Raw genomic sequence first — 22,231 nt, forward strand, 5'->3', positions numbered from 1 at the left:
GGATGCTAGCCTTCGGTCTCTATGTTCTCGAATATGGCCCAATGCTCTCATGCAAACGAAAAACGTGAATATAAAACTGGATTGAAGAACGACTGTATTATGAAACTGTCGCTTCTGCATCACTATTATGTTCGGTGCATCAATTTGAGAATGATCGAGTTTAGCGATAACTTATCGTCTGCTCGTTTCAAATCACGAACCAGTAAGCAGCTTTGCTGCTTTAGTGTCCTGGCGGCTTTGAGCAATCACATGAAACAATTATGCGTTCTGATCAATTGAGTGGCATGACCATCATTTTTACGCTTTGTGCCGACGGAGGTTAGAAAGAAACTATCTTTGCACATCGGGACTTGCTTATTCATTATCGTCAACTATCAAGATCACCTTGTGCAATATGAATGTGACTGAACCAGCACATTGCTAATTATAAAATAGTACTGCCTCCAAATCAGGTCCGCTTAAGATTTATGAGCAGCTGGGCAGATTTAGATTCCAAGTCAAAAATATTGCACGAAGCTGGATCGGAGAAAATCCTCGACCGTTAAGATTTAAAAGGCAATCGCGCCTTCACTGCGGACCACGCCTGTAACGCCGCCTTGCCAGTCGCTTGCGATTTTGAAGGTTCGGACCCTAGAATTTTCAATATTTCTGTTAATTCCGTCTCAACCGCCAGAGGATGCACCTTTGCAGCATCCATCGCCGAGAGACAGGCACGTGCTTTCTCTGGTTGATCCAAAGTTGGAATGAGCTCTTCCAAATCGCAGATGACTTCTCCAAGCGAAACGATATCGTCAGTAAAACGCGACTGAATCCAATCGTCGATTTCTGATTTACTTTTGGGAACCGATGCCTTCTTGTCTTTAAGCATTCCCACCTTCGCCCGTATTGCCATCAAAACTGCAATTCGAAACCGCTCTGTCGAGGCGTCGAGTTCAGAAAGCCATTCTGAAAACAGTAGTCTGGTCACTTGTCCCTTTGTCCAACTGGCACCTATCAGTGCGCCGATACCACCGACACTACCCAGGACCAGAGCTCCAGCTGGCCCGAACGCAAGAAGACCAAGAGCCTTACCTGAAAGTGCGCCGACGGCGGAGAGACTTCCTTTAACGCTTGCATCCATCACGACAGAAATTGGAAGGTCGGATAACGGTATATCACCGCTCCACACACGGTGAAGATTACGAACAGAAGACACGGCCACCGCAAAATACGGTACATTCAAATCACCAAGCGCTTCGCCGGCTTCCAAAGACGCGTTCATTATCATATTCGCAATGTCGCGATCAAATCCATCTACGTAGAAAACAAGCTGGGACCATGAAGCACCGCTTGCTATGACCGCATCTGCCAACTCAGCATTGGCGTATACGGGCATATCTGGATATTTCAAAAAGTGTTCTCGCAATCCTTCAAGGCTCTGCAGACATTTTACCTGGAATGGGACACCATCCACCAGAAGATCGAATCCCGCATTATTTGATGTCTCGGGAAAACTGACCACGTGACCAATTTCCACCAAGCGCGCTGCGACCAGTTGTTCCGAGACATATCCCCGAAGATTATTCTCTGCTCCTGCGGCTGCAGCCTCGCTCATAGAGCTGATATGGCTCGCGAAAGCGCCGAACTTGAAAATGTCGCTAATGTCCTGTGCGCGAGAAAAATCTGCCGCAGCAAGAACCATTGGATCGATGGATACTGCATTGTAGAGAATGTCGCATGCCGAAAGACCTGCGGTTACTCCCATCTCTACCACATCTCCTCTGCTCTTTGACAATATCTCATCCAACAGGTTGCTCTGGCGATTAGATACAAGCGAAGATGACCTGAGTTTGCCTACCGATTTAGGTAAATCATTTCCCGACAATAGGGACACTCTCTCGATACGTGAGAGCATCGAAGTTCTGATATTTAATGGAAGCGGGATAAGATCAGTTTGGCTCGCATTTCTAAAGTCATTGAGGATGACTGCCAAGCCATCTCTATCGGCTGAGAGCCCACGCAGCGCAAGTTGGACACAAACGCTGGCAGCAAGTTTTGCAGCCTGACCACTGTTCACATAGCGGTTAGCGAAATATCCGGCTCCAAGAACTACTGGAATACTGAAGAGTGGATTAGCAAACACAAACAATGTGGATACGACAGCGGGGCCACTCATAAACGGAATGAAGGCCGAGGCTTGAGCTGCGAGAATATAAGCACTGAAACCGGCTAAATTTACACCTACTCCAATCGAAAACGCTGTTGTACCGGTAGCGATCAGAGCCAATGCGGCCTTGTCTCCGGAAGCCAGGGCATTACGCATTGCGTCGTCGCGCATTTCGGGCGGTATATCTTTAATATAATCGCGGATGCGTTCACTGAACTCTTGTTGGTCATCTTCAGACAACTCCCCAGATTGAGCAGCAGCAGCTACCGTCGTCGCGACAAGCCGCGCCCGATCGGCAACCAAACAAGAAAAATCCTGATGAGGTTTAACGAAAATTGATGTCAGCGCTTGTCTCACTTTTTGAATCCCCGTCTCCGGGACTGGCTCATCCTCGCTTACGGCCGGCATGTCTAAAATTGCTGCTGCCTTCAAGCTTATTCCTGCGCCAACGGAGTTAGCTTGTTTGGAAGATAACGCCAGCGTTGCGTCGATACCAAAGGCTTCAGCAATTCTAGCCCAGAGGCGAATTCGTAATGCAGGCGTATCTACCTTCGACACAAAAAGGGTATCCGCGGCATCCTTCAAGCGATTTGCGAAAGCGGTGACATACGAAGACTGCCCAGCCTTTTGAAGGCGCAAAAGTAGATCGCTGACCCGGTCCATAGACATTGATAAAAGAGTTGTGGTCTCGAAACTCGCAATAAGATTGCAAAGATCGCGGCGATCGATTGCTCCAAGCCCAGAAAAAATCGTCCACGGCGGTACGTACATAACATCACCATATTAGCGCTATGCTGTTCATGCAGAACCCACCCACGATTGTCGACTGTTTTCTACTCTGTTTGCTATGTTCTCGTCGATCAAAGGCACGAGCTTGTAATCCCTCACTACCAGCTGCAACATAGCTATGCTTTAGGTTTAACGCCTTTAAAAACGAACTGATGGTTTTCTAGGGAGCATAAAAGAAAGCATCCTCTTCTGGGAGGATACTTTCATATTGTCATTTCGCCACAAATATATACATCAGCGGGCTTTGTCGCAAACTTTTTACATTTGCTACGTCATGTGCCGAGCATTACGAATAGTAGCGTGAGGTAAAGAAGAATGGCAGTTGATTTCAAAGGGGCTCATTTTCCCGAAAGCGCTATCCTTTATGCTATATTCTTCTACCTTCGTTAACCTGGCTCCTATCCCGACCTTCAGGAAATTATGGCTGAGCGAGGCGTAGATGTTGATCGTGATGGCCAAATCCTTGATTTCATGCTCTTCGAGCGCTGCGATCTTGCGGCTGCGAGGCGTTTCCTCAAGAAGGTCGTTGCAAGTCATGGTGTTCCGCACCAGGTTGTCATTGATAAAAGCGGGGCCACCCTGGCTGGTGCACAGGCTGTAAACTGCATCCTGAAATTGACAGGTGCTGGCAAGATGATTGAAATCCTGCAAGTCACATATCTCAACAACATCCCTGAGCAGGATCATCGATTCATTAAGCGGATAACAAAACACATGTTATGCTTTAAAGCATTCCATTTAGCCAAAGCGACTATTGCTGGAATTGAAGTGGCGCACATGATCCGCAAATACCAATTCGCAAATGATGGCTGCTCTTAACCTGCTAAAACATTTTCGAAAAATCCATAACTCTCGCAGCTTAATTGGAGATTAAATATGATTAATTTAAAAAATTATTTCAAATCTCTAAATTAGATGAAATAATTATATTTCAGCACGAAAGGATAAATTAGAATTATGCCGGGAATTTTTTATTATTATCTTGAGAAACAAAAAGGGCAATCAGGAATGGATCTTCTGGAGCATAATCATTCAGAAAGTGATAAGGTTGTTGTAATATCGCATCCACCAGCATCTGAAAATGGTGCATTTGATATCAAAATGAATGAAAGTGGAATCTATGTAGCAACTGTTATATCAAAAAATACTGAGGATAATAAAGAATAGATCTCACAATAATTATTCACCTTCAGATTTGATGTCATAATAGATGTTAATTGGCCTGAGCCCAGGTTCCTTCCAGTTTTTGGTAGCAAAATAGCACCAGAAGAAGGTGCCCCCGCCATGCCATATGCCTGCGGGGGTATAAGTAGCGATCAGAACCTATAATTTAATCCTACTTTAAACGTATGCATATCAAGCGAATTGGCCGCCTTGCGCCCATTCGTAACACTTGAGGTCCCTTCATGATCAACCGGCTTATATACTGTCTGCGTATACGGATTGCAGAAGAAATCGTCTGGATTCGAGACGCATATCTCATGTTCTGGAGGCAGGGCCGGAGGGATAATCGTTTCACCATCCGGGATATAAGTTACGTAGTCTTTGCTCGTTCCTGCTTTTGCTGTGTCGAATTTAATATTTGTTTTGCCAAAACGACTATAGGAGTAATCTCCACGGATAGACCAATGCTCATTTAGGGCGTATTCCAAACCGCTACCGAGCGTATAACCAATCCTTGTTTTGGAAGCGCTTTCAACGCCAGACGCTTCTGTTTCATAACCAAAAGGCTGATCCGATGAGTAAGCATTGGATTTGTACTGCGTCCGATACTGGGACTCTTTCAAAAGTGCCAGACCACCTGAAGCGTATGCCATAAATCTGTCATTGAACGCATACCCCACCTTCGGCTGCAAAGTCGCCATCCAGTCGATATCGTATTTTATGCTAGCATCTCGATAGTTGTCCTTAGCAAGTGCTGGATCCAGCGAGAACACATCCTCTTTGGTTGGTTTGCCATAAAACTTGCTGGCATTCGCTTCAAGGCCAAGAATAATTCCATTTTTGAACTGCCAGTTATACCCAGCCTGCAATCCAAACATTGCGCCATTCAATGCCACGTCATCAGCGGACTCCCGCAAAGCATTCTCGGCATAGGATCCATCGAAACTCGTGGTTTTACCCCATGTCGTACCAAAGCCACCACCCGCGTGGCCCCCAACATACAGACCTGTCCAGTCAATCTGTTTGGATTCAGAGTTCCTATTGCCACCAAGGTTCGGCAGGAACGAAAGAGCGGGCATAAAGTTTGTCTCACCGCCGAACGATCCGGTTAGGCCCGCATAGAATGTGCGCCCAGGCCCTGGCTGTGTGACAAGACCAAGCGGATCAACATAAAAGCGATCGAACAGGTTCTCGACGCGGAAGTCAGCAGTCAGGCTATCGCTCACCTTATACTGAGCAAAAAGGTCAACGAGTGTGTAAGGCTCCCAGCGGGTCTGTGCAATAAATTCCATTGCTCCCGTTGCGGTTACATCACCATGACCTACGGCGCGCGGCCCAATGTGCGTCACACGTCCACCAAGTGTTAACCGCTCCTCTAGCAACTTCTGCGACAGCGAGAGGTTAACCATGTACTTTGGCTGCACATGATTTGTGGCGTAATCAGCATACGTTGTTTTGTTAACGCAGCTATTCGCGGTCTTACAGTATTCTACGCCGAGAAAATAATTAGCTGATAGGTCAGCCGTAAATCCGTCGTTCTCATATCGGCTCGAAAACTCCAGGCCGGAAAAACGGGCACGGTCGAAGTTTGAAATCTTCAATATGGAAGCACCACCATCGGCCTCACGACCAATATAATCTTTAACATCCCAGTTAAAGTAGCCAAGTTTGACCATTGCACGATCGGAAAAAGTAACGACGTCCTCGCCGGTCAGATTCACGCCTAGCTCCCAGTTATTGGAGCGTTCTGGGCGAACATCCAAGTTTGCTGGCGTGCTGAACGCTGCCACAGTTTCCATAATACTTGGCGCGCGCATTGTGCTCGAATAGGTCGTGTAGAGCTGCACACCTTCCAGTGGATCAAGTGTCACGCCCACGGAAGGACTAAAGCCACCATCGCTAAAACGTGAGCCCAGTCCACCCAGTGCGATCCCGACCTTTTGTTCAGGATCAATTCTATCCTCGGTCCAGAAATGCGAATAGCGCAGGCCACTGTTCACCTTTAGCCAATCGGTGGGTGACCAGACAGACTTTATATATGCGGCTGCTTCATGCCGGATAGCATCTCTGGCGGGTGACAACTTGTCCAGAACATCTGAGTATTTGCTGCCGCGTGTATTTTCTCCACGATAAGAAACGCCGTAAGTCAGATCAATATCGCCGTATGCGCTGTAGAATTTCGACAGGTTATTGATATCAGCGCCCCAGAGGTCGCTATCGGAACCCACGCGGAATGTTGAGGGTAACCCCAGGGCTTCAGGCTTCAGAGCCGTAAATTCCACTCGGATTGGATTGCGTAATGTCAGATGCGTCCAATATGCATTGGCGTTCAGATGAATGAGATCGTTGTCTTCAGGATCCCAGTTATATCGCGCTGTAAAACTGTCAACACTGGTCCCGGCGGTCTGCGATTGCTGTGTCGCCTGGCCCTTTTCTCCCGTCAAACGAGATGCGGTGCGGTCGCCAGCTTCGCTGCGAAAGTTCGTATATCCCAGTTGAAGCTTCTGGCTTTCAGTCAACTGCGTTGAAATCTTTGCAAGCCAAGAACGCGTTTCAAGCTGCGTGTTGAGGACTTCTTCACCGCCGCGATAGTTCACAAGGCCTTTATTAATGTAGTAATTGTCCCACTGATACCAACTAACCTTCTGCGGACCAGTTCCAAATGGCTCTACACTCGGACCATATTTTCCAGCATGATAATTGCCTTGCTTGCGCTGAGCATAACCCACCAGAAGCTCAAGACGGTCATCATCCTTGTAAGCGGCAATCATACTTCCCGATCCACGTGTCGGCGAGAGCGCTGACGGCCTGTCCATTCCGCTTGCAGATAGGATAGGGATCTTACCCAATGGATCATAAGGCGTCGCGGGCCAATAATATCCAGCTTTATCACCAGCATGGGGTGTGGAGCTATTCGTTCCAACTTCACCTTTTACTCTAACACCCCAATTATTGCCCGGTTTGATAATGTCGTCAGCATTGACAGTGCGCATGGCGACTGAACCTGCATTCCCCCAGTTCTGCGTATCCGAACCCTTGGTAATATCAATGCCACCAATAAAATCAGGATCTACATATGTTCTGTTCGATACACCCTGATAACCTTGATAAACACTCAGCGAGTTTTCAGCGCCGTCGACCGTTGTCGTCACGCGCCCCATCCCTTGCATGCCGCGAATGTTAACGTCGATAGCACCGGCACCATTTCGCGCCTCGCCCGACATGACGCTCGGCGTGCCACGAAAAATATCTGCAGGGCTCGAACCGCGATAGCGCTCAATCGTTTCGGAAGAAATGTAATCTGCCGGTGCAGCCGTATAATATGGCTCCTCACTCGGTGTTACGCCCGCTCCACCAGTAACCGTAATCGTGTCGAGGATTGTGCCGCCGCCATCATCAAGCTGTGCATCATTCTTCTGCCCCGTTGTAGATGTAACCAAGGCTGCGGTGGAGGCACCAGAGATGCTTGCACTAACACCCGTGCCTTGAAGCAATCTATGCAAAGCTTGTGCTGGAGCCATTGAACCGTTAACGGCAGCCGATCGTTTTCCCTTCACTGCTTGAGAAGTGAAACCTACCTCCCATCCAGAAATACAAATGAAAGTTGCTATCGCTGAAGACAACGGCTGAGCTGGAATATCGTAATTAACCGGAACGGTCGCGTGCTGCTGCGTATAGCCTGCGGTTGGTACTATCAGACCCAAGCTCGCGAGGCACGAGGACGCGATTAATAGCCCGACAAAACGTTTTCCCGTAGAGTATTTGGCTGAACTATTTGAAACTTTTGTGCTCAGTAGGAACGCCTTATGCCTCATCGCAAGCCCTCATGCATGAATTAATTGACCAATCTGCTTTGCAGAATTTTGGCCTCTAATCCTTTGACAAACGAGCTCAGCAAATCTTGCAAAAAAAGTTGAATATTTAATGCAAGATTATAATTCCACCCGGAATTTGCGTTATATAGGCCCCGGCAGCCTCTGCTAGAGACTGAATCACACGCACCGGATCATCGATGCGATAAGTACCATTGATCTTCAAACTACGAAGGTCTGAGTTAGCGATTATGATCGTGTGCGCGTAGTATCGAGCGATTTCATCGATCACATCGCCAAAGGGTTGATCGTCAAACACAAACCGTCCCTGTTGCCAGGCAAGAGCAGTTGTTAGATCAACTTTCTCCACTGACGAAAGCTGTGTTACCGACGCAGTGATAGTCTCACCAGCTTCCAGATTTGCCGTATCGCTCACTGTTCCACGATGGGTTACACTGACATGCCCATGCTCAAGCACAATAGTATCGTGGTCTGATTGCTTGCGCACCGAAAATGCTGTGCCCTTAACTTCAACGTCAGAGAATGCAGAAGCAACTTTAAAGGGCCTTGATGCATCGGGAACAACGTCAAAATACGCCTCACCTTGGAGCAAACGAACCCCGCGCTTACCTTCTTCAAAGTCAAGAGCGACTGCTGAGCCGGTGTTCAATGTCATGCGCGAACCATCAGGCAATGTCACTTCTTCACGGGTACCGACTGCTGTTAGATAATCAGCCTGCCATCGCAGCATCATCTCTGGATATTTTTGCACGCCAATGGCTATGAGTATGACGGCAGCAGCGGCAATGGATGCTTGAAAAAACCTATTTCGATTGGCTTTTTTGAGACGGGCGGGCGCGATTGAAATAATCGGATTTTGCTTTAGGTAGCCTGAGGCAAGCGCGATATCTTGTGCGATGATCTCCATTTCAGGCAGCTTCCAAGCCTCCGCAACAACTTCGAAAGCTTTTGCGTGTGCAGGATCAGCTTTTTTCCAGTTTTCGAATTCTTCCAATACCACATGATCATCGCTGGAAGCCTGAAGACTAAAAAACCAATGAAGGGCTTCCTCCGTCGCTTGATCGCTATGATCGGAGCCATTTTGGTTAGAACGGTCTTCTTTTTTCTCTTCTGTCACTCAGTCGGTCCGGTCCAAAAACACGCCAGTTGATGCCTATAATTTATAAGACAATTGAGGGTGTTAAATCTTACAAAAATAAATTCTCAGCCGAGTTAATTTAGAAATCCAATAAAGCTTCATCGAACTCGGCGCATTACCGATCAACTTTTGCCAAAGCCTCCAAACAAACTGCATGCGCCTTTTTCAGATCGTTGAACACAGTATGTGCAGAGACTCCGAGATGCTCGGCAATTTTTGTATGGGTCCACTTCTCAATATGGCTCAGCATCCATGCAGTCTGTGTCCGTTGAGGAAGCTTGGCAATGGCATCACTTATACTTTGCAATGTCTGCCGTTGAATTAAATTCGCTTCCTGAGAAGGTACAGCGGAGGGAACTTGAGCGAGCTCCGCATCATCAATATTCTCAAGTTCAAATCTACCCCGCATCTTTTGGCGACGCTTGTGATTAAACGCAAGATTTCGCGCCGTCACATAAAGGAATGCCTCAAGGTGCTGAATGGATCCTCCCTCTAGCGCCTTTTTTACTTGAACATATGATTCTTGAATGATGTCTTCAGCCGTCTGTGGATCGCCAACAATACTCATGACGCGCCACATTAATGGCTTGCGATTTGTCATAAAAATATCAGTTAGACTCTGGCGCACAGCTATAACAAAAGACCTAAAAGCTCGCTTCGTGACGCGAACGGACATCGATGGCTTGGCAAGCCAATAACTGAATTGACAGATTGTCGCAACCAAAAAGTGTCATTGTCCCACGGCGAGCCGCAAGCGCTTCTTTCAAGATTTAGGCCTGTGAAAGAGGGAGGGACGTCTAACAATGTGCACAGCAGTGGACACCATGTCATTGAGTGGCGAGTTTATTATTTAAACGCAGAAAGTATCGACTGCCTTTAAACAGAACGACGCCTTATTGTCATTAAGTGTCGGACGATACGGATCTGGAGCGTGTCGCGCCTATTTATATTCACTACACTCACTCTAACTCTTTATTGTTGGGTATGTCGTTGTCGGTAAGCTGTTTCCTACTTTTCCGTGACTTGCTTTAGATTTCAAGTCAAGAACATGATGTTCGGCACCATGCCGGGAGAACGCCGATGCCTTTTGCACAGATTGCAAGTCAAGAAAATACAACTGCAAAACTGAACTCTCTGTCGTCTTAGATGACACACTCTATAGACCTTTTCCAACTGTACGCTTTAAGCGTGCCCTTGGGGCTAGCCGTCCATTGGTATTGCCATCACGCCCTAATGCGCAGTGGAGCCTGGATTCCGTCAGCGGCGCTTTCTCCGATGGCAACAGTTTCCGCATGCTGACGGTCGTTGATGATTTCACACAAGTGTGCATGGCATTGTTTGCGGAGACATTTCCGTCGCGTCGGAGGTTTACCAGGAATTGGGATGCAATCATCACAAGAAGGGGCTGGCCTCGAACGACTATTTCGGACAAGGGCACGGACATGACAAGCTCGGACAGCTTGAAAGGGTGTAAGGATATTCATGTCCAATGGCACTAAATCGCACCCGACAGGCCGATGCAAAACGAAATTGTGGCAAGCTTCAACGGCAGTTTTTACGATGCATACCTCAATGAGATTCAGTTCTTGATACGGGTATTGAGATCGCCGCATTGAAGGAGGATTACAAACCCAAGACTCTCCCCAAAAACTGGAGAGAGCCTGGGACTGGGGTCAAGGTTTGAGAACACTATTTTCCGAACGACAAGGCTAAAAAAAGCCATAGCATGAAATGTCAAATCCGAGCTTTGCCCGAACCCGGATTAAGTGTTAGAATTTTGCTGTCAAACTGGCCCGCACGGTTCTGCCCGGCGACGGCATTAGACCAAGCGTCAATGCATCCATGTAATAGACATCGGTTGCGTTATCGATCGCAATAGTCCCGGCCATCCTGCCGCCATTCTATGTCAGCAATCCAATGAAGCACATCTATAGATCGAATAATTCAAGTTGGAAAGAACTCGAGAAATAGATGTAAGAGAAATTGAAGTGGCGCTATACGTGATGCGTTAAAATAAAAAATATATCAATAAACTAGCTTTATCGACATCTCCGATCAATAATTACTTCATTTTAGTTTAATTATTCTTGCTATTTTGTTAATTGACCCAAATTCTAGCCGATAATGGGCAGTTCGAGGAATGTTGTCACAGGTCACAATGACCGCGACCAGACTTTTGACTTTCGCTTGGATCGCTTCTCATGTCACTTAACTTGTCACACCAATAACCAGATGGACGGATATGATGTCAGACTATCCAATCGAGCATGTCGGAAAAGGCAATGCCAAGTGTGACAATTAATAAGGGACAATCGACACAGTGCCAATATGACTGGAGTTTTGGACATTGAGCGGACTCGCATGGTCAATGAGAACCAATTGCAAATCATAATCGCTATTAAAAGTGTGTGGGGCTATCAGTATAATTGTAGTGTGCAACAAGGCGGCTATTAGAAGCATAAATTTTTGCGATAGAGCCACGCAAACGCATTAAATAAGCCCCGGATTTCCGGGGCTTTTTTCTTAGAGTTTTGCCACTTTTTTCAAATCGTCCACCGCGCCGGGTGCAGCAACGAAAACCTTGCTACCCTTGGTCAGTTGCTCGCCTTCCGTTGGAAATGGGTGCGTATAGCCGCCTGCTTCGCGGACCAGGCAAAAACCTGCCATGCAATCCCAAGCGTGCATATATGGCTCGTAATAGCCCACTAGACGCCCTGCTGCCACATAGGCAATCATCAGCGCGCCAGAGCCATTGCGAATGAATGTGCCGCCTGCTTCAAGCAAATCTTCAACGATCTTCGCAACCACCTGCGGCGTTACGTAATTATTGGCACCAATGCCCGTCACCGCGTTGCGAATTGTGCGCGTTTCATCAAGCACAAGCTTTTTGCCATTAAGCGTTGCGCCCTGCCCCTTGGCGGATGCGTAAAGTTCATCAAAGCAAGGTGCCTGAATAACACCGATCACTGGCTCGCCATCTTTCAGCACGGCAATGGAAACGCACCAGTTCGGCATTCCGTTCACAAAAGGGCTGGTGCCATCAATGGGATCAACCACCCATGTATAACCTGAGCTACCCGCATTCAGTCCATATTCTTCACCCAGAAAGCCATCGTCGCTGAAAGCTGCTGATACACGTTCATTGATCAGCTGTTCGACATTGCGGTCAGCAATGGACACCACATCTTGCGGATCGCGTTTGGTTTCAATGACAAGCGTCTCGCGGCGATTGAAGTAATCGAGTGCCAGCGCACCAGCTTCGCGCGCAATGTCCTGCGCAAGCTCAAACCGTGCTTCAAGCTCTTTTGAAATGTCTGAGGTCATGCCTGGTTTCCAGTCAGAGGGAATGAAGATGCATGGTTCATGTGCTCAATTGTTGATGATGGCAAGGCCGCGCGGCTTGAAATGTATAGCCACATCCGTTTGTGGCGGAAGCGCTTCTTCCACGGCCGGATCGACAATGAAAAGCTTGCCGTGTTCAGTGTCGATTTCATATTCGATATGATCACCGAGATAAGCGGAATGGGCCACGCGTCCCGGGAAGTCTCCGCCTATCTGGGCTTTCAAGCTCACCGCATTTGGTCGGATCGCAAGCTGTGCGGGTCCCAGCCTTACATGTGACGATGCCAGTCGATGACTGAGTTTTCCAATACGAATGACAGCTTCTCCATTTTCTGCGCTGACGACTTCACAGGGCACGACATTGGCCTCACCCATGAAGTCTGCAATGAAGGCAGATGCGGGACACTCATAAAGGTCACGCGGACTGCCTTGTTGCGCTATATCGCCGTCTTTCATGACAATAATTGTATCAGACACAGCCAAAGCTTCGTCCTGATCGTGTGTGACATAAACTGCAGTAAAACCGAGCCTTTGCTGGAGTTCCCTGATTTCCGTTCTCACACGGCGGCGCAGACGCGCATCAAGATTGGAAAGTGGCTCATCAAGCAGCAGTACCTGTGGTTCCAGCACCAATGCGCGTGCAACTGCAACGCGTTGTTGCTGTCCACCTGAAAGCTCTGCAGGCAGGCGATGCCCCATGCCAGCGAGGCCAACGAGCTTGAGTCCGTCCTCGGCCCGCTCGCGCGCTTCTTTCTTCTTTAACCCGGAAGATTCAAGCCCGTACGCAACATTGTCGAGTGAAGTCATATGTGGAAACAGCGCATAAGATTGAAACACCATGGACACGTCGCGCTCATTGGCAGGAAGCATGGTCACATCCTTTCCACCGATCAGAATACGACCCGATGTCGGATGTTCAAGCCCTGCCAGAAGGCGCAGGGTCGTGGTCTTGCCACAACCCGACGGACCAAGCAGCGTAACAAGCGTTCCGGGTTCGACTGTCAGCGACAAATCCGGCAGAGCGGTGAAATTGCCAAATTTCTTGGTAACATTTTGAAAGGTAACGGAGCCGGGACGTATCTTGGTCATACGGCTTTCTCCTGTTGAACAGTTTTGATCGGCGTGAGCGTGGCAACGCGGTTTTCACGTCGTAACCGCCGTTCGCCGACAAGAAGCTGGAAGCCGGCAATTACGACCACCATCACCAGAATGAGTGCAGAGGAGTAAGCAATCGCCACCCCGAATTCGCCGTTCTCAACGAGGCCAACGATGTAAGAAGTTGCCATATTATACTCCGCCGAAACAAGGAAGATCACGGCGCTGATTGATGTAATGGCACGCACGAAAGAGTAGACGAGCGCGGCTGTAATGGCAGGCCGCAACAGCGGAAGAATGACTTTGCGGATCGTGCGGAAACTGCCTGCACGCAGCGTAAGCGATGCTTCATCAAGGCTTTTATCGAGCTGGCTCATGGCAGCGATACCTCCGCGCACGCCAACCGGCATATTGCGGAACACGAAGCAGGCAATCAGGATCAGCGCCGTGCCGGTCATTTCAAGCGGTGGCAGGTTGAATGCCATGATGTAGCTGACGCCAATCACCGTACCAGGAATGGCAAAGCTCAGCATCAGTGCAAACTCAAACACGTTGCGTCCGAAGAAGCGCTGCCGTACGATCAGATAGGCGGTGAGCAATCCTACTCCAGCAGTGAGAGGTGCCGAGATCAGCGATATCTCCATTGTCGTCCAGAACGAGTTCCAGGCAACACCGGTCCATGCAAAACCACTATCGGTCCATGCCACCGAGAAAGCACGGCGATAATGATCGAACGTCAGCGAATTATCGAGACCCCAAGTGCGCACAAAACCACCGACAAGGATCATGAGATAAACGACCACGGTGAAGATCATCCATGGAATGACAAGGGCATAAACGCCGATCTTCAATTGTTTTGGCAAACCGGCATGCATACCTGAATCGCCTTTACCGGTGACCGTCGCAAAGTTCTTGCCCGATAGCCAGAGCCGCTGAATAAGGAATGCCGACAGTGTGAAACTGAGCAAAACAATCGCGAGAACAGCAGCACGCGATGGATCGTTTTGTGCACCGACCACGGCAAAGAATATCTCTGTTGAGAGCACTCCATGACTGCCACCCAGCACCATCGGATTGCCGAAATCGGCCATGCTTTCAATAAAAGCGATCAGGAATGCATTGGCCAGTCCCGGTGCCATCAACGGCAGTGAAACACGGTTGAAAGTACGCCAGCGGTCAGCACGCAAAGTTTGTGATGCTTCTTCCATGGAAGGCGATACACCTTCTACGACGCCGATTAGAACGAGAAATGTGATGGGCGTGAATGACAACACCTGTGCAATCCAGATGCCTGTGAGACCATAAAGCCAGCGGCCCGGCTCGACGCCAAAAATATTTGAAATCTGCTCTGTCACTACCCCAGCGCGACCAAACAGCAAAATTAGCGCCAGACCGATAACGAATGGCGGCGTGATGATCGGCAGCACCGTAAGAATACGCAGCCCTTTTTTAAAGGGAAAGCCCGTCCGCGTCGCAACAAGTGCAAATGAAAGCCCAAGCACGGTTGAGCCAGCTGCGGTCATCAGAGCGAGCCAAAGTGTGCGCCATGCCACACCACAACGCCCATCCCCGATCACACAAGCAAGGCTCCAGATCGAAGAATCCTGTATATTTCCAATGAAACCATCCGGCTTGAAGGAACCGTCAAAATCCTGAACGGAAGCGCCAAACATGCTGAAAATCGGATAGAACACAAAGACGCTGACAAGTGCTACCAAGAGGGTGATGGAGGAAACGACAAAAGCATCACCTTTCATCACACCACGTTCGGCAAGAGCGAACGAGAATATCAGCAGAAAACAAAGGCCTGTCAGGACAGCGCCTGCGCCAAAAGCCGGTTGTCCGACGGCTAGCTGACCAAATAATATTTCGCTAAAGGCCCAGTTCCAGCCTGTGAAACCAATGGCCAATCCTTGCAATGCGAGAAGTCCAGCGCCGAGAAGACTTGCACCGATCAAAACGGACGTGCGTTTTTCGGCAGACATTGCAAAGCGAGCAAAGCCACAAACGAGCATCAGCACCGCAATAACAGCAAGCCAAGGTCGGCCATAAACGAATATTTGCAGAATACCCGGAGCATCTTCCGACTGACTGAAAATCCCTTGCAGCCAGTCGAAATTGAAGAACCCTTGCTCAATGCGATACCAAGGCAGGATAAAGAACGCAGCAAAAGCAAGCGCCAAAACTACATCAAGCCGTCGATTATGTTGTTTCATATTCTATCCGCTTTTCTGCTCAGTTTTTGCTCTTAGCCTGCAAAGTGGATGCAATTAAATGTCTTCCGCCAAACAACCGGCGGAAGCTCGATAAAAATGAAGGCTTGCTTACCGCGAATGCGGCTATGTTTTAGTTGGCCTTTGCACCGATTTCCTTATCCCAACGCTCAAGGATTTCCTTGCGCTTGGTCGGTTCGCCATAGGTCTTGAAGTCGTAGTCGATCAGCTTGATGTCTTCAAAGCGTGGTGACTCTTTCGGCACTTCAGCGTTCTTGTTGGAAGGAAGCTGAAAGGATTTCGCATCTTTCATCTTTGACTGCACATCTGCTGTCAGAGCCCAGTCATACCATTTCTTGGCGTTATCGAGGTTGCGAGCGCCCTTGATGATTGACATAGAGCCGATTTCATAACCCGTGCCTTCACAAGGTGCGACGGATTTAATGGGGAAGCCTTCGGCAGTCATCGCAACCGCATCATGCATAAACACAATACCGATGCCGTTTTCGCCACGCGCAGCAGACTTTACGGGGGCAGATCCCGACTTGGTGTATTGCGAAACATTGGAGTTGAGCTTCGACATATAATCAAAAGCCTTATCCTCACCCATCAACTGAACCAGAGTGGCCAGCGCAGTGTAGGCCGTACCAGATGAGTTCGGATTGGCCATCTGGATTTCGCCCTTATAGGACGGGTCGAGTAAATCAGCCCAACAGAGTGGTTCTTTCAGGTTTTTTTTCTTTAAAAGATCGGTGTTATAACCCCAGCCAAGCGCGCCGGCATAGACACCCACGGTGCGAAACTCTGAGCTTTCGGCCTGCTTCTTCGCCCAATCCTGCAGCTGGTCAAGCATCGGTGATTTATATTCAAGTGTCAGACCTTCTGAAGCGGCTTGCAGGTGTGGATCACCCGTACCCGCCCACCAAATATCAGTCTTCGGATTGCGTGCTTCAGCGCGAACCTTTGCATAGGTTTCGCCAGACGACAGTCGCACCATATTGACCTTGATATTGGTTTCCTTCTCAAAATTATTCTTCATCTGCTCGCAAATTACGACATCTGCCGAACAGATAAGATTGAGATTACCAGAAGCTTGTGCCGAAACCGCAAATGATGAAACGCCAGCGGCAAAAACCGCGGCCATAAGTGCTGAACGCATCATTATTCCTCCCTTTAGAGCAACTTGGATCTGTTTGAACCCAATCCGCGCTCTAACTCATTTGTTTTACAGCGCCTCCACGCTGCGGCTTCTTGCAAGCCTCTGCACAATCTTTGCCTTTTAAGCTTATGTGTCAACGTCTGATGTAAATTTTATTCTGAAAATTATAAAATTAAACCAATAATTCCATATCTCAGTTTCTTATGAAAATTTGATGCGCTCGGGCATGCCTACAAAGCGAAAAATAAAAGCTGAGAAAAGTTCTCTAGCCACCAAAAATCGCAGCACAGCACTGTTTTCGATAACGATTAAAAAGTAATTGAAAGTAAGAACATCTCACCACAATGGCCCTGTGCCCAGTCATCAAATTGTCGAGGGGGGTGCGGATAAAAACCTGGACTGGTTTTACGTCACAATGCCAGGACTGTTTCGATATTCGATTGGGCTTCGTGCGCCAAGTGACATTTTGATCCGTTTCTCGTTGTACCATCGAATGTAGTCATCAACTTCCTTGATAAACTGCTCAAGTGTGGTGGTCTTCCAATCACGCGGGTAAAAGAGCTCCGTTTTCAGTCTGCCGAAGAAGCCTTCGCATGCTGCGTTATCTGGAGAACACGCCTTGCGGGACATTGAGCGCACCAGCTTCGCATCACTAATCCTCGATAGCCAACGCGGCCAGCGATAGTGTACACCCCGATCAGAATGCACTATTGGCCGCTTATCTGCGTCCGTCACAGTTTCTATGGCGGCATCAAGCATCATATTGACCAATTCCGCATCTGGTCTCGTTCCGATAGACCAGCTGATAACCAAACCATCGAAACAGTCGATGATGGGTGAGAGATACACTTTGCCAGCCGGGATATGGAATTCAGTGATATCGGTCAGCCATTTCTCGTTTGGGGCTGAGGCCTGGAAGTCGCGATTAATAAGGTTCTCGGGTGCCGGACTGATTTCTCCAAGATAAGAGCGATATCGCCGCCGCTTTGGCGTGGCAACGATCAAGTTCTCCTGCTTCATCAAGCGCTGCACAACCTTCTCTGAGATTGTAACGCATTGTTTGGCCAATGACGCCTGTAGCCTGCGGTAGCCATAGCATCGACGGTTGGCTTCGAAGATTTCGATGATGTTCTGACGTATAGTGAGGTACTTGTCGGTCACCCTCATACGGGCTCGATGATAAAAATATGAACTGCGCGCCAGTCGCAACTGAGAAAGCAGATCCGGGAATTGGTAAAGATTTTTTAGGATGTCAACCAACAGCGTTTTCTCCCGATTACTCAGAAGTTGCAGATCGACGCCCAGGTCTGCATACGCCGAGCTTTTCGGCCAGAGCAAAAGAGCGCAAAATTTTAGTTCATTTCGCCAAGTGAGGACGTGCGGTCAAAGGCTGCGTGCTATCAGTCCGCGTGGCATTTCAACGCCACGCGAAAAGGCCGGAGATATCATAATTATGAAAACCTTAATCGACGGTCTTCCCCAAGGTGTCGGCCACGAACGCGCCGCGGTCTCCCATAGGCTGCGGCGCCCCCGTGGTAGAGTCGCAAGCGGTTTGGTGCTCCAGCTCTGCGTTAAGTTCAGCACCGACAATCAATATAATCACTGAGATCCAGATCCACACCATCATGCCTATAAGTGCGCCGAGCGCGCCGTAGGTCGCGTTGTAATTCGCGAAGTTTTCAATGTAAAATGAGAACAGGATTGATGCAGACATCCAGAGCAGTGTGCTAAACACCACGCCCCAGTTTAACCACCTGAATTTTGCCTGTTCGCGGCTGGGACCAAAGCGGTAGATTACGGCAATACCACAGCCGACCAAAACAAGGACGAGAGGCCAGCGCGCGAACCGCGCCAGGAGCTCCTGCCATCGATCCAGCCAAAGATAAGACAAAGCGGCTGGAAGCACTCCGATGGCCACGATAAGAACGATGGCGATAATAAGCCCACCGAATGTAAATGTCAGAGATAGGAAGTTCAGGCGCACAAAGCTCCGTTTCTCCTTTTCTTGATATGCTACGTTCATAGCATCGAATATCGCCTTCATGCCACTGTTGGCACTCCAGATCGCTACAACAAGGCCAGTAAGGAACGCAAAGCTCAGCGTAGATGTTTTTTGATGTGTGAGAGCAGTCAACTGATTGAGTATGACGTCGAACGATCCAGGTGGAAAGACACTTGCCAGGAAGCCAATGTGTCCCATAATTGTTAAGGGGTCGGCGACGAATCCGTAAAGAGCAACAAGTGCAGCCAGCGCCGGAAATAGTGAGAGCAACAGATAGTAGGTCACACCTGCCGCGATAAGCGTTACGCGATCGACCATGACAGCCTCAATGACGCGCCAAAAGACGTCCCTAAGGCCCCTTGGCGGTATATCTCCAGGTGATTTGGCGTCCCGACCACGATCAGAACCCACACTTTCTGGTAAGATACGCTTCTGGCTATATTTCATTCTTAAGGATCCTGTTTTAGCTGAACCCTTAACGTGCAAAACCGCATGATGTTTCCGTCTATCTTCAGTAGAAGGTTTTTATTTGAGCACCGATTGGCGGGGATGTCAGAGGGTGTTGCTGTCGTGGCATAAGCCGACCATGTTGAGTTTTTACTAGTCGTCGTTCACACCCCCACTGGGTCGTTTCTCAGCGGCAATCAACACGCGAGGCCTGTAAAGACCACTTATGCATTCTCGAAGCCACCGAGAAAAAAGATTTCGAATTCGCGTCAGCTTTACTCAGACCGCCATATCAGCCGCTCGGGCGCTGAGGACGTTTAACGTTTATGGTTGGCAGGAATGCCTATTTTAAGCATTTTCTATGAAATTCAATCACCAGGCATCTGGTGTGAGAGGTAAATCGCAAAGTTGAAACACCGCCACTTCGATTTACGCAGATACCAATCGGCTATCACTCAATAGCCCCGCCTCTTCGAGTATTGGATGTGCGACTGAAACAATATGAGCATTAATACGCTTTAGATCGCGTAGCATATCGAGATGGATTGAACTTGTTCGAAGGCTTTCGATCCTTCCGTCACGAAGTCTCGCAAGATGTTGTTCAGAAGATAGTTTTTCCATACGACGAACTTCAATTTTAATCTCCATAAGTCGCTTAGCGAGATGAAAATCTCTCGTCGCAAAAATAGTCTGAGCCGTACGTATATTGTCTACGGTCAAATCGAATAAACGCTCGAGTTCACCAAAGCCATCGTCAGAAAAATGCAAGCCAAGTGCTGCTTTCTTCGCTAACGAAGGCACCAAACCTTTCTCTACTATGTCGCCTATATGTTCAAGATTGACGGCATAGTCGATGATTTCCAATGATCGACGGCCATTTTCTTCAGTCAAGCTTTGGCGACCAAGATTGGACAAATAGACTTTCACTTCCTGCTGGAGAAAGTCGACACGCTTTTCAAGTAAGGAAATATCAGTTGAGGCGGAAGGATCGTTTTTCTGGAAAGCTGATGACATCCGCATCAGCATGCGCTCCACGAGATCACCTATACTCAAAACTTCGCGCGTTGCTCCAGCCAATGCCATAACGGGCGTTGAAAGTTGCTGAACATCAAGAAATTTCGGGCCCATATCTGACTTCTGCGGGTCAGGAAGCAATCGGATCATCATATCGGATAACAAACGCGAGAATGGCCACGCCACGACCGCCAATATTATATTGAACGCAAGATGTGCATCAACGGGCAGTTTACTCGCCGGAAGTGATAATGCCGCCGCCAAATCAGCTCCATATTGGGCGAATGGGAGTGCAATCAAACATCCAATTCCACGAACAACTAGATTGCCCAATGTAACTCTTTTTGCTGCAACGTCTCCTCCCATAGAAGCGATCACCGGTGGAATTGCTCCGCCAAGGTTCGCGCCAAGGACAAGGACGATGAGGAGTGCCGAAGGTAATACACCGGTGGCACCAAGAGAGAGGATCAGGACGACCGCTGCCAAACTTGACGATGAAATAAATGCAATCCCAGCCGAAAAAAGCAATGCCACGGGCCAGGCATTATTCAGCATACTCACGAAGCTTGCTATTGCGGGTGAGTGGCGGATCGGCTCTGTGGCCAAACCAAGAAGGTGCAGCGAAAGCAGCATCAGCCCTATGCCTATAAGCATAGTCCCAATACCACGCCGATTGCTGGTTCCTTTTTTCAGAAAAACTATGCCAGACAATATCAATAGCGGTGACAACCACTCTATTCCGGTAGCAACAATCCAGGCGGTTACTGCGGTGCCAACATTTGCGCCCAAAAGCACAATTTGAGCCATACGTTGTTGAATGAAATCACGTTCAACAAATGATGCTACCATCAAAGCAGTTGCAGTCGAACTTTGGAGACCAATTGTAGCCACAAAGCCAGAAACAAAGGAACGGGCACCATTGCTCGTGCCACGCGCAAGCCCCGATCGAAGGCTGGCGCCAAATGCTCGCTGAACGCCATCCTTGACCTGTGCAAGCCCAAATAACAGCAGAGCCACGGCACCGCACAGATTGATTATGACGATTGTGGATTCCATCATAAGGCTCCGTTGGTCTTATCTGCAAACAATTGGCACTTATTTCATCAGACGGAGCCAAAACCTCCGTGGCGTTGCGCCTCTATTCAAACTTTAAGGCGAAGAAGCTTTCATCGTCTAAAGGCGTCTGGCCGAACCAATTCAACCGGCTGACACAAACATTGCCACGATCCAGCAGATCATTATCATCTCCATCGGAAGCGCTGTGTGCACGGCCACGAGGGATTATGATCTCAGTGCTTTGCCCGTCAGACGACAACACTTCAGCTCGGATGCCAATCTTGTCACGACCGATCCGCGGTTGCGCAATCGCAGCTGGCAGACGCTCAGGTAAATTGACACTGAGCCAGTGCCCGTCCAGAAATATGGTGTCGCGCTTGTTGAGTATCTGTCTGACGAAGTTTGCAAGCCAGTCAATATCACTGTCAGCTTCTGCGACTTGCTTAACGCGCGAAAATCCAATCGCCGGAACACCCCAAAACGTTGCCTCTCTGGCAATTCCGAGTGTGCCAGAGTACGCAAGGTCTTCAGCGACATTACGACCATCATTGATGCCCGACAACACAAGGTCTGGCTTCTTCTGACCATCGAAGAGCCATGTCATCGCAGTGACCACGCAATCCGCAGGCGTACCTGAACAAGAATAGCGACGGCGCCCCTTTTCCACCATCGTAAGCGAGCGGGCGATCGTGATGGATCCACTCGCTGCTGTGCGCTTGCCATCGGGTGCAACAACCCAGACATCATCGCTAAGCCGTTCCGCAACTTGAGTTAGTCGCGCAAGTCCAGGGGCATCAATGCCATCATCGTTTGCCACGAGTATTCTCATTTCA

The 22,231-nt window shown here is 48.7% G+C and carries 13 protein-coding genes and 2 pseudogenes; 3 read left to right on the forward strand and 12 right to left on the reverse strand.

From position 1 onward, the window contains the following. Positions 1-541: 541 nt before the first annotated feature. Positions 542-2,917, reverse strand: coding sequence for a hypothetical protein (locus J2782_RS19880; RefSeq protein ID WP_310015675.1), 2,376 nt, complete (start codon positions 2,915-2,917; stop codon positions 542-544). A 333-nt stretch (positions 2,918-3,250) separates the two neighbouring features. Between J2782_RS19880 and J2782_RS19885 the strand changes: the two are divergent. Next, a pseudogene (locus tag J2782_RS19885) lies at positions 3,251-3,754 on the forward strand (IS6 family transposase). Positions 3,755-3,892: 138 nt separating this feature from the next. Beyond that, positions 3,893-4,102 (forward strand): hypothetical protein, encoded by a 210-nt coding sequence (locus J2782_RS19890; RefSeq protein ID WP_310015677.1) that lies wholly within the window; start codon positions 3,893-3,895, stop codon positions 4,100-4,102. Between the two features lie 149 nt (positions 4,103-4,251). On the opposite strand, the gene J2782_RS19895 is transcribed toward J2782_RS19890, so the two are convergent. From J2782_RS19895 to J2782_RS19905, 3 genes are all read right to left on the reverse strand, one after another. Then, the gene (locus tag J2782_RS19895; protein WP_404989684.1) at positions 4,252-7,914 is read right to left on the reverse strand and encodes a TonB-dependent receptor domain-containing protein; all 3,663 of its coding nucleotides are present in this window, start codon (positions 7,912-7,914) and stop codon (positions 4,252-4,254) included. Positions 7,915-8,020: 106 nt separating this feature from the next. Then, complete coding sequence (locus tag J2782_RS19900; protein ID WP_310015679.1) at positions 8,021-9,049, reverse strand: FecR family protein; 1,029 nt, start codon at positions 9,047-9,049, stop codon at positions 8,021-8,023. A gap of 136 nt (positions 9,050-9,185) precedes the next feature. Beyond that, on the reverse strand, positions 9,186-9,746 hold the full coding sequence (locus tag J2782_RS19905; RefSeq protein ID WP_310015680.1) for an RNA polymerase sigma factor: 561 nt from the start codon (positions 9,744-9,746) through the stop codon (positions 9,186-9,188). Between the two features lie 541 nt (positions 9,747-10,287). Here J2782_RS19905 and J2782_RS22915 point away from each other — a divergent pair. Then, entirely contained in the window at positions 10,288-10,569 is a 282-nt protein-coding gene (locus J2782_RS22915) for an integrase catalytic domain-containing protein (RefSeq protein ID WP_404989690.1), read from the forward strand. Between the two features lie 1,024 nt (positions 10,570-11,593). Here the strand turns inward: J2782_RS22915 and J2782_RS19910 are convergent. The 8 genes and pseudogenes from J2782_RS19910 to surE form a co-directional block, all read right to left on the reverse strand. Then, complete coding sequence (locus tag J2782_RS19910; RefSeq protein ID WP_310015682.1) at positions 11,594-12,394, reverse strand: inositol monophosphatase family protein; 801 nt, start codon at positions 12,392-12,394, stop codon at positions 11,594-11,596. A gap of 45 nt (positions 12,395-12,439) precedes the next feature. Further along, on the reverse strand, positions 12,440-13,501 hold the full coding sequence (locus J2782_RS19915) for an ABC transporter ATP-binding protein (protein ID WP_310015685.1): 1,062 nt from the start codon (positions 13,499-13,501) through the stop codon (positions 12,440-12,442). Further along, on the reverse strand, positions 13,498-15,723 hold the full coding sequence (locus J2782_RS19920) for an ABC transporter permease (protein ID WP_310015687.1): 2,226 nt from the start codon (positions 15,721-15,723) through the stop codon (positions 13,498-13,500). The genes J2782_RS19915 and J2782_RS19920 overlap by 4 nt, the downstream gene beginning before the upstream one ends. Positions 15,724-15,853: 130 nt before the next feature. After that, on the reverse strand, positions 15,854-16,879 hold the full coding sequence (locus J2782_RS19925) for an ABC transporter substrate-binding protein (protein WP_310015864.1): 1,026 nt from the start codon (positions 16,877-16,879) through the stop codon (positions 15,854-15,856). Positions 16,880-17,284: 405 nt separating this feature from the next. Continuing rightward, positions 17,285-18,187 (reverse strand): annotated as a pseudogene (locus J2782_RS19930) (IS3 family transposase); the annotation flags it as partial. Between the two features lie 154 nt (positions 18,188-18,341). Next, positions 18,342-19,328 carry a YihY/virulence factor BrkB family protein gene (locus tag J2782_RS19935; protein WP_310015689.1) on the reverse strand — a complete coding sequence of 329 codons (987 nt, stop codon included), beginning with the start codon at positions 19,326-19,328 and terminating at the stop codon, positions 18,342-18,344. A 429-nt stretch (positions 19,329-19,757) separates the two neighbouring features. Then, entirely contained in the window at positions 19,758-21,398 is a 1,641-nt protein-coding gene (locus tag J2782_RS19940) for a Na/Pi cotransporter family protein (protein WP_310015865.1), read from the reverse strand. 82 nt (positions 21,399-21,480) lie between these two features. Then, positions 21,481-22,227, reverse strand: coding sequence for a 5'/3'-nucleotidase SurE (gene surE, locus J2782_RS19945; protein WP_310015691.1), 747 nt, complete (start codon positions 22,225-22,227; stop codon positions 21,481-21,483). Positions 22,228-22,231 lie beyond the last annotated feature (4 nt).

The sequence above is a fragment of the Brucella pseudogrignonensis genome, assembly GCF_031454375.1.
Classification (GTDB): Bacteria; Pseudomonadota; Alphaproteobacteria; order Rhizobiales; family Rhizobiaceae; genus Brucella; species Brucella pseudogrignonensis_A.

What these genes read in the sequence shown, in the direction of transcription:
- surE (WP_310015691.1), bottom strand. Translation starts at nt 22,227, where the DNA reads ATGAGAATACTCGTGGCAAACGATGATGGCATTGATGCCCCTGGACTT.
- J2782_RS19915 (WP_310015685.1), bottom strand. Translation starts at nt 13,501, where the DNA reads ATGACCAAGATACGTCCCGGCTCCGTTACCTTTCAAAATGTTACCAAG.
- J2782_RS19925 (WP_310015864.1), bottom strand. Translation starts at nt 16,879, where the DNA reads ATGCGTTCAGCACTTATGGCCGCGGTTTTTGCCGCTGGCGTTTCATCA.
- J2782_RS19920 (WP_310015687.1), bottom strand. Translation starts at nt 15,723, where the DNA reads ATGAAACAACATAATCGACGGCTTGATGTAGTTTTGGCGCTTGCTTTT.
- J2782_RS19905 (WP_310015680.1), bottom strand. Translation starts at nt 9,746, where the DNA reads ATGTCCGTTCGCGTCACGAAGCGAGCTTTTAGGTCTTTTGTTATAGCT.
- J2782_RS19880 (WP_310015675.1), bottom strand. Translation starts at nt 2,917, where the DNA reads ATGTACGTACCGCCGTGGACGATTTTTTCTGGGCTTGGAGCAATCGAT.
- J2782_RS19940 (WP_310015865.1), bottom strand. Translation starts at nt 21,398, where the DNA reads ATGGAATCCACAATCGTCATAATCAATCTGTGCGGTGCCGTGGCTCTG.
- J2782_RS19910 (WP_310015682.1), bottom strand. Translation starts at nt 12,394, where the DNA reads ATGACCTCAGACATTTCAAAAGAGCTTGAAGCACGGTTTGAGCTTGCG.
- J2782_RS19890 (WP_310015677.1), top strand. Translation starts at nt 3,893, where the DNA reads ATGCCGGGAATTTTTTATTATTATCTTGAGAAACAAAAAGGGCAATCA.
- J2782_RS19935 (WP_310015689.1), bottom strand. Translation starts at nt 19,328, where the DNA reads ATGAAATATAGCCAGAAGCGTATCTTACCAGAAAGTGTGGGTTCTGAT.
- J2782_RS19895 (WP_404989684.1), bottom strand. Translation starts at nt 7,914, where the DNA reads ATGAGGCATAAGGCGTTCCTACTGAGCACAAAAGTTTCAAATAGTTCA.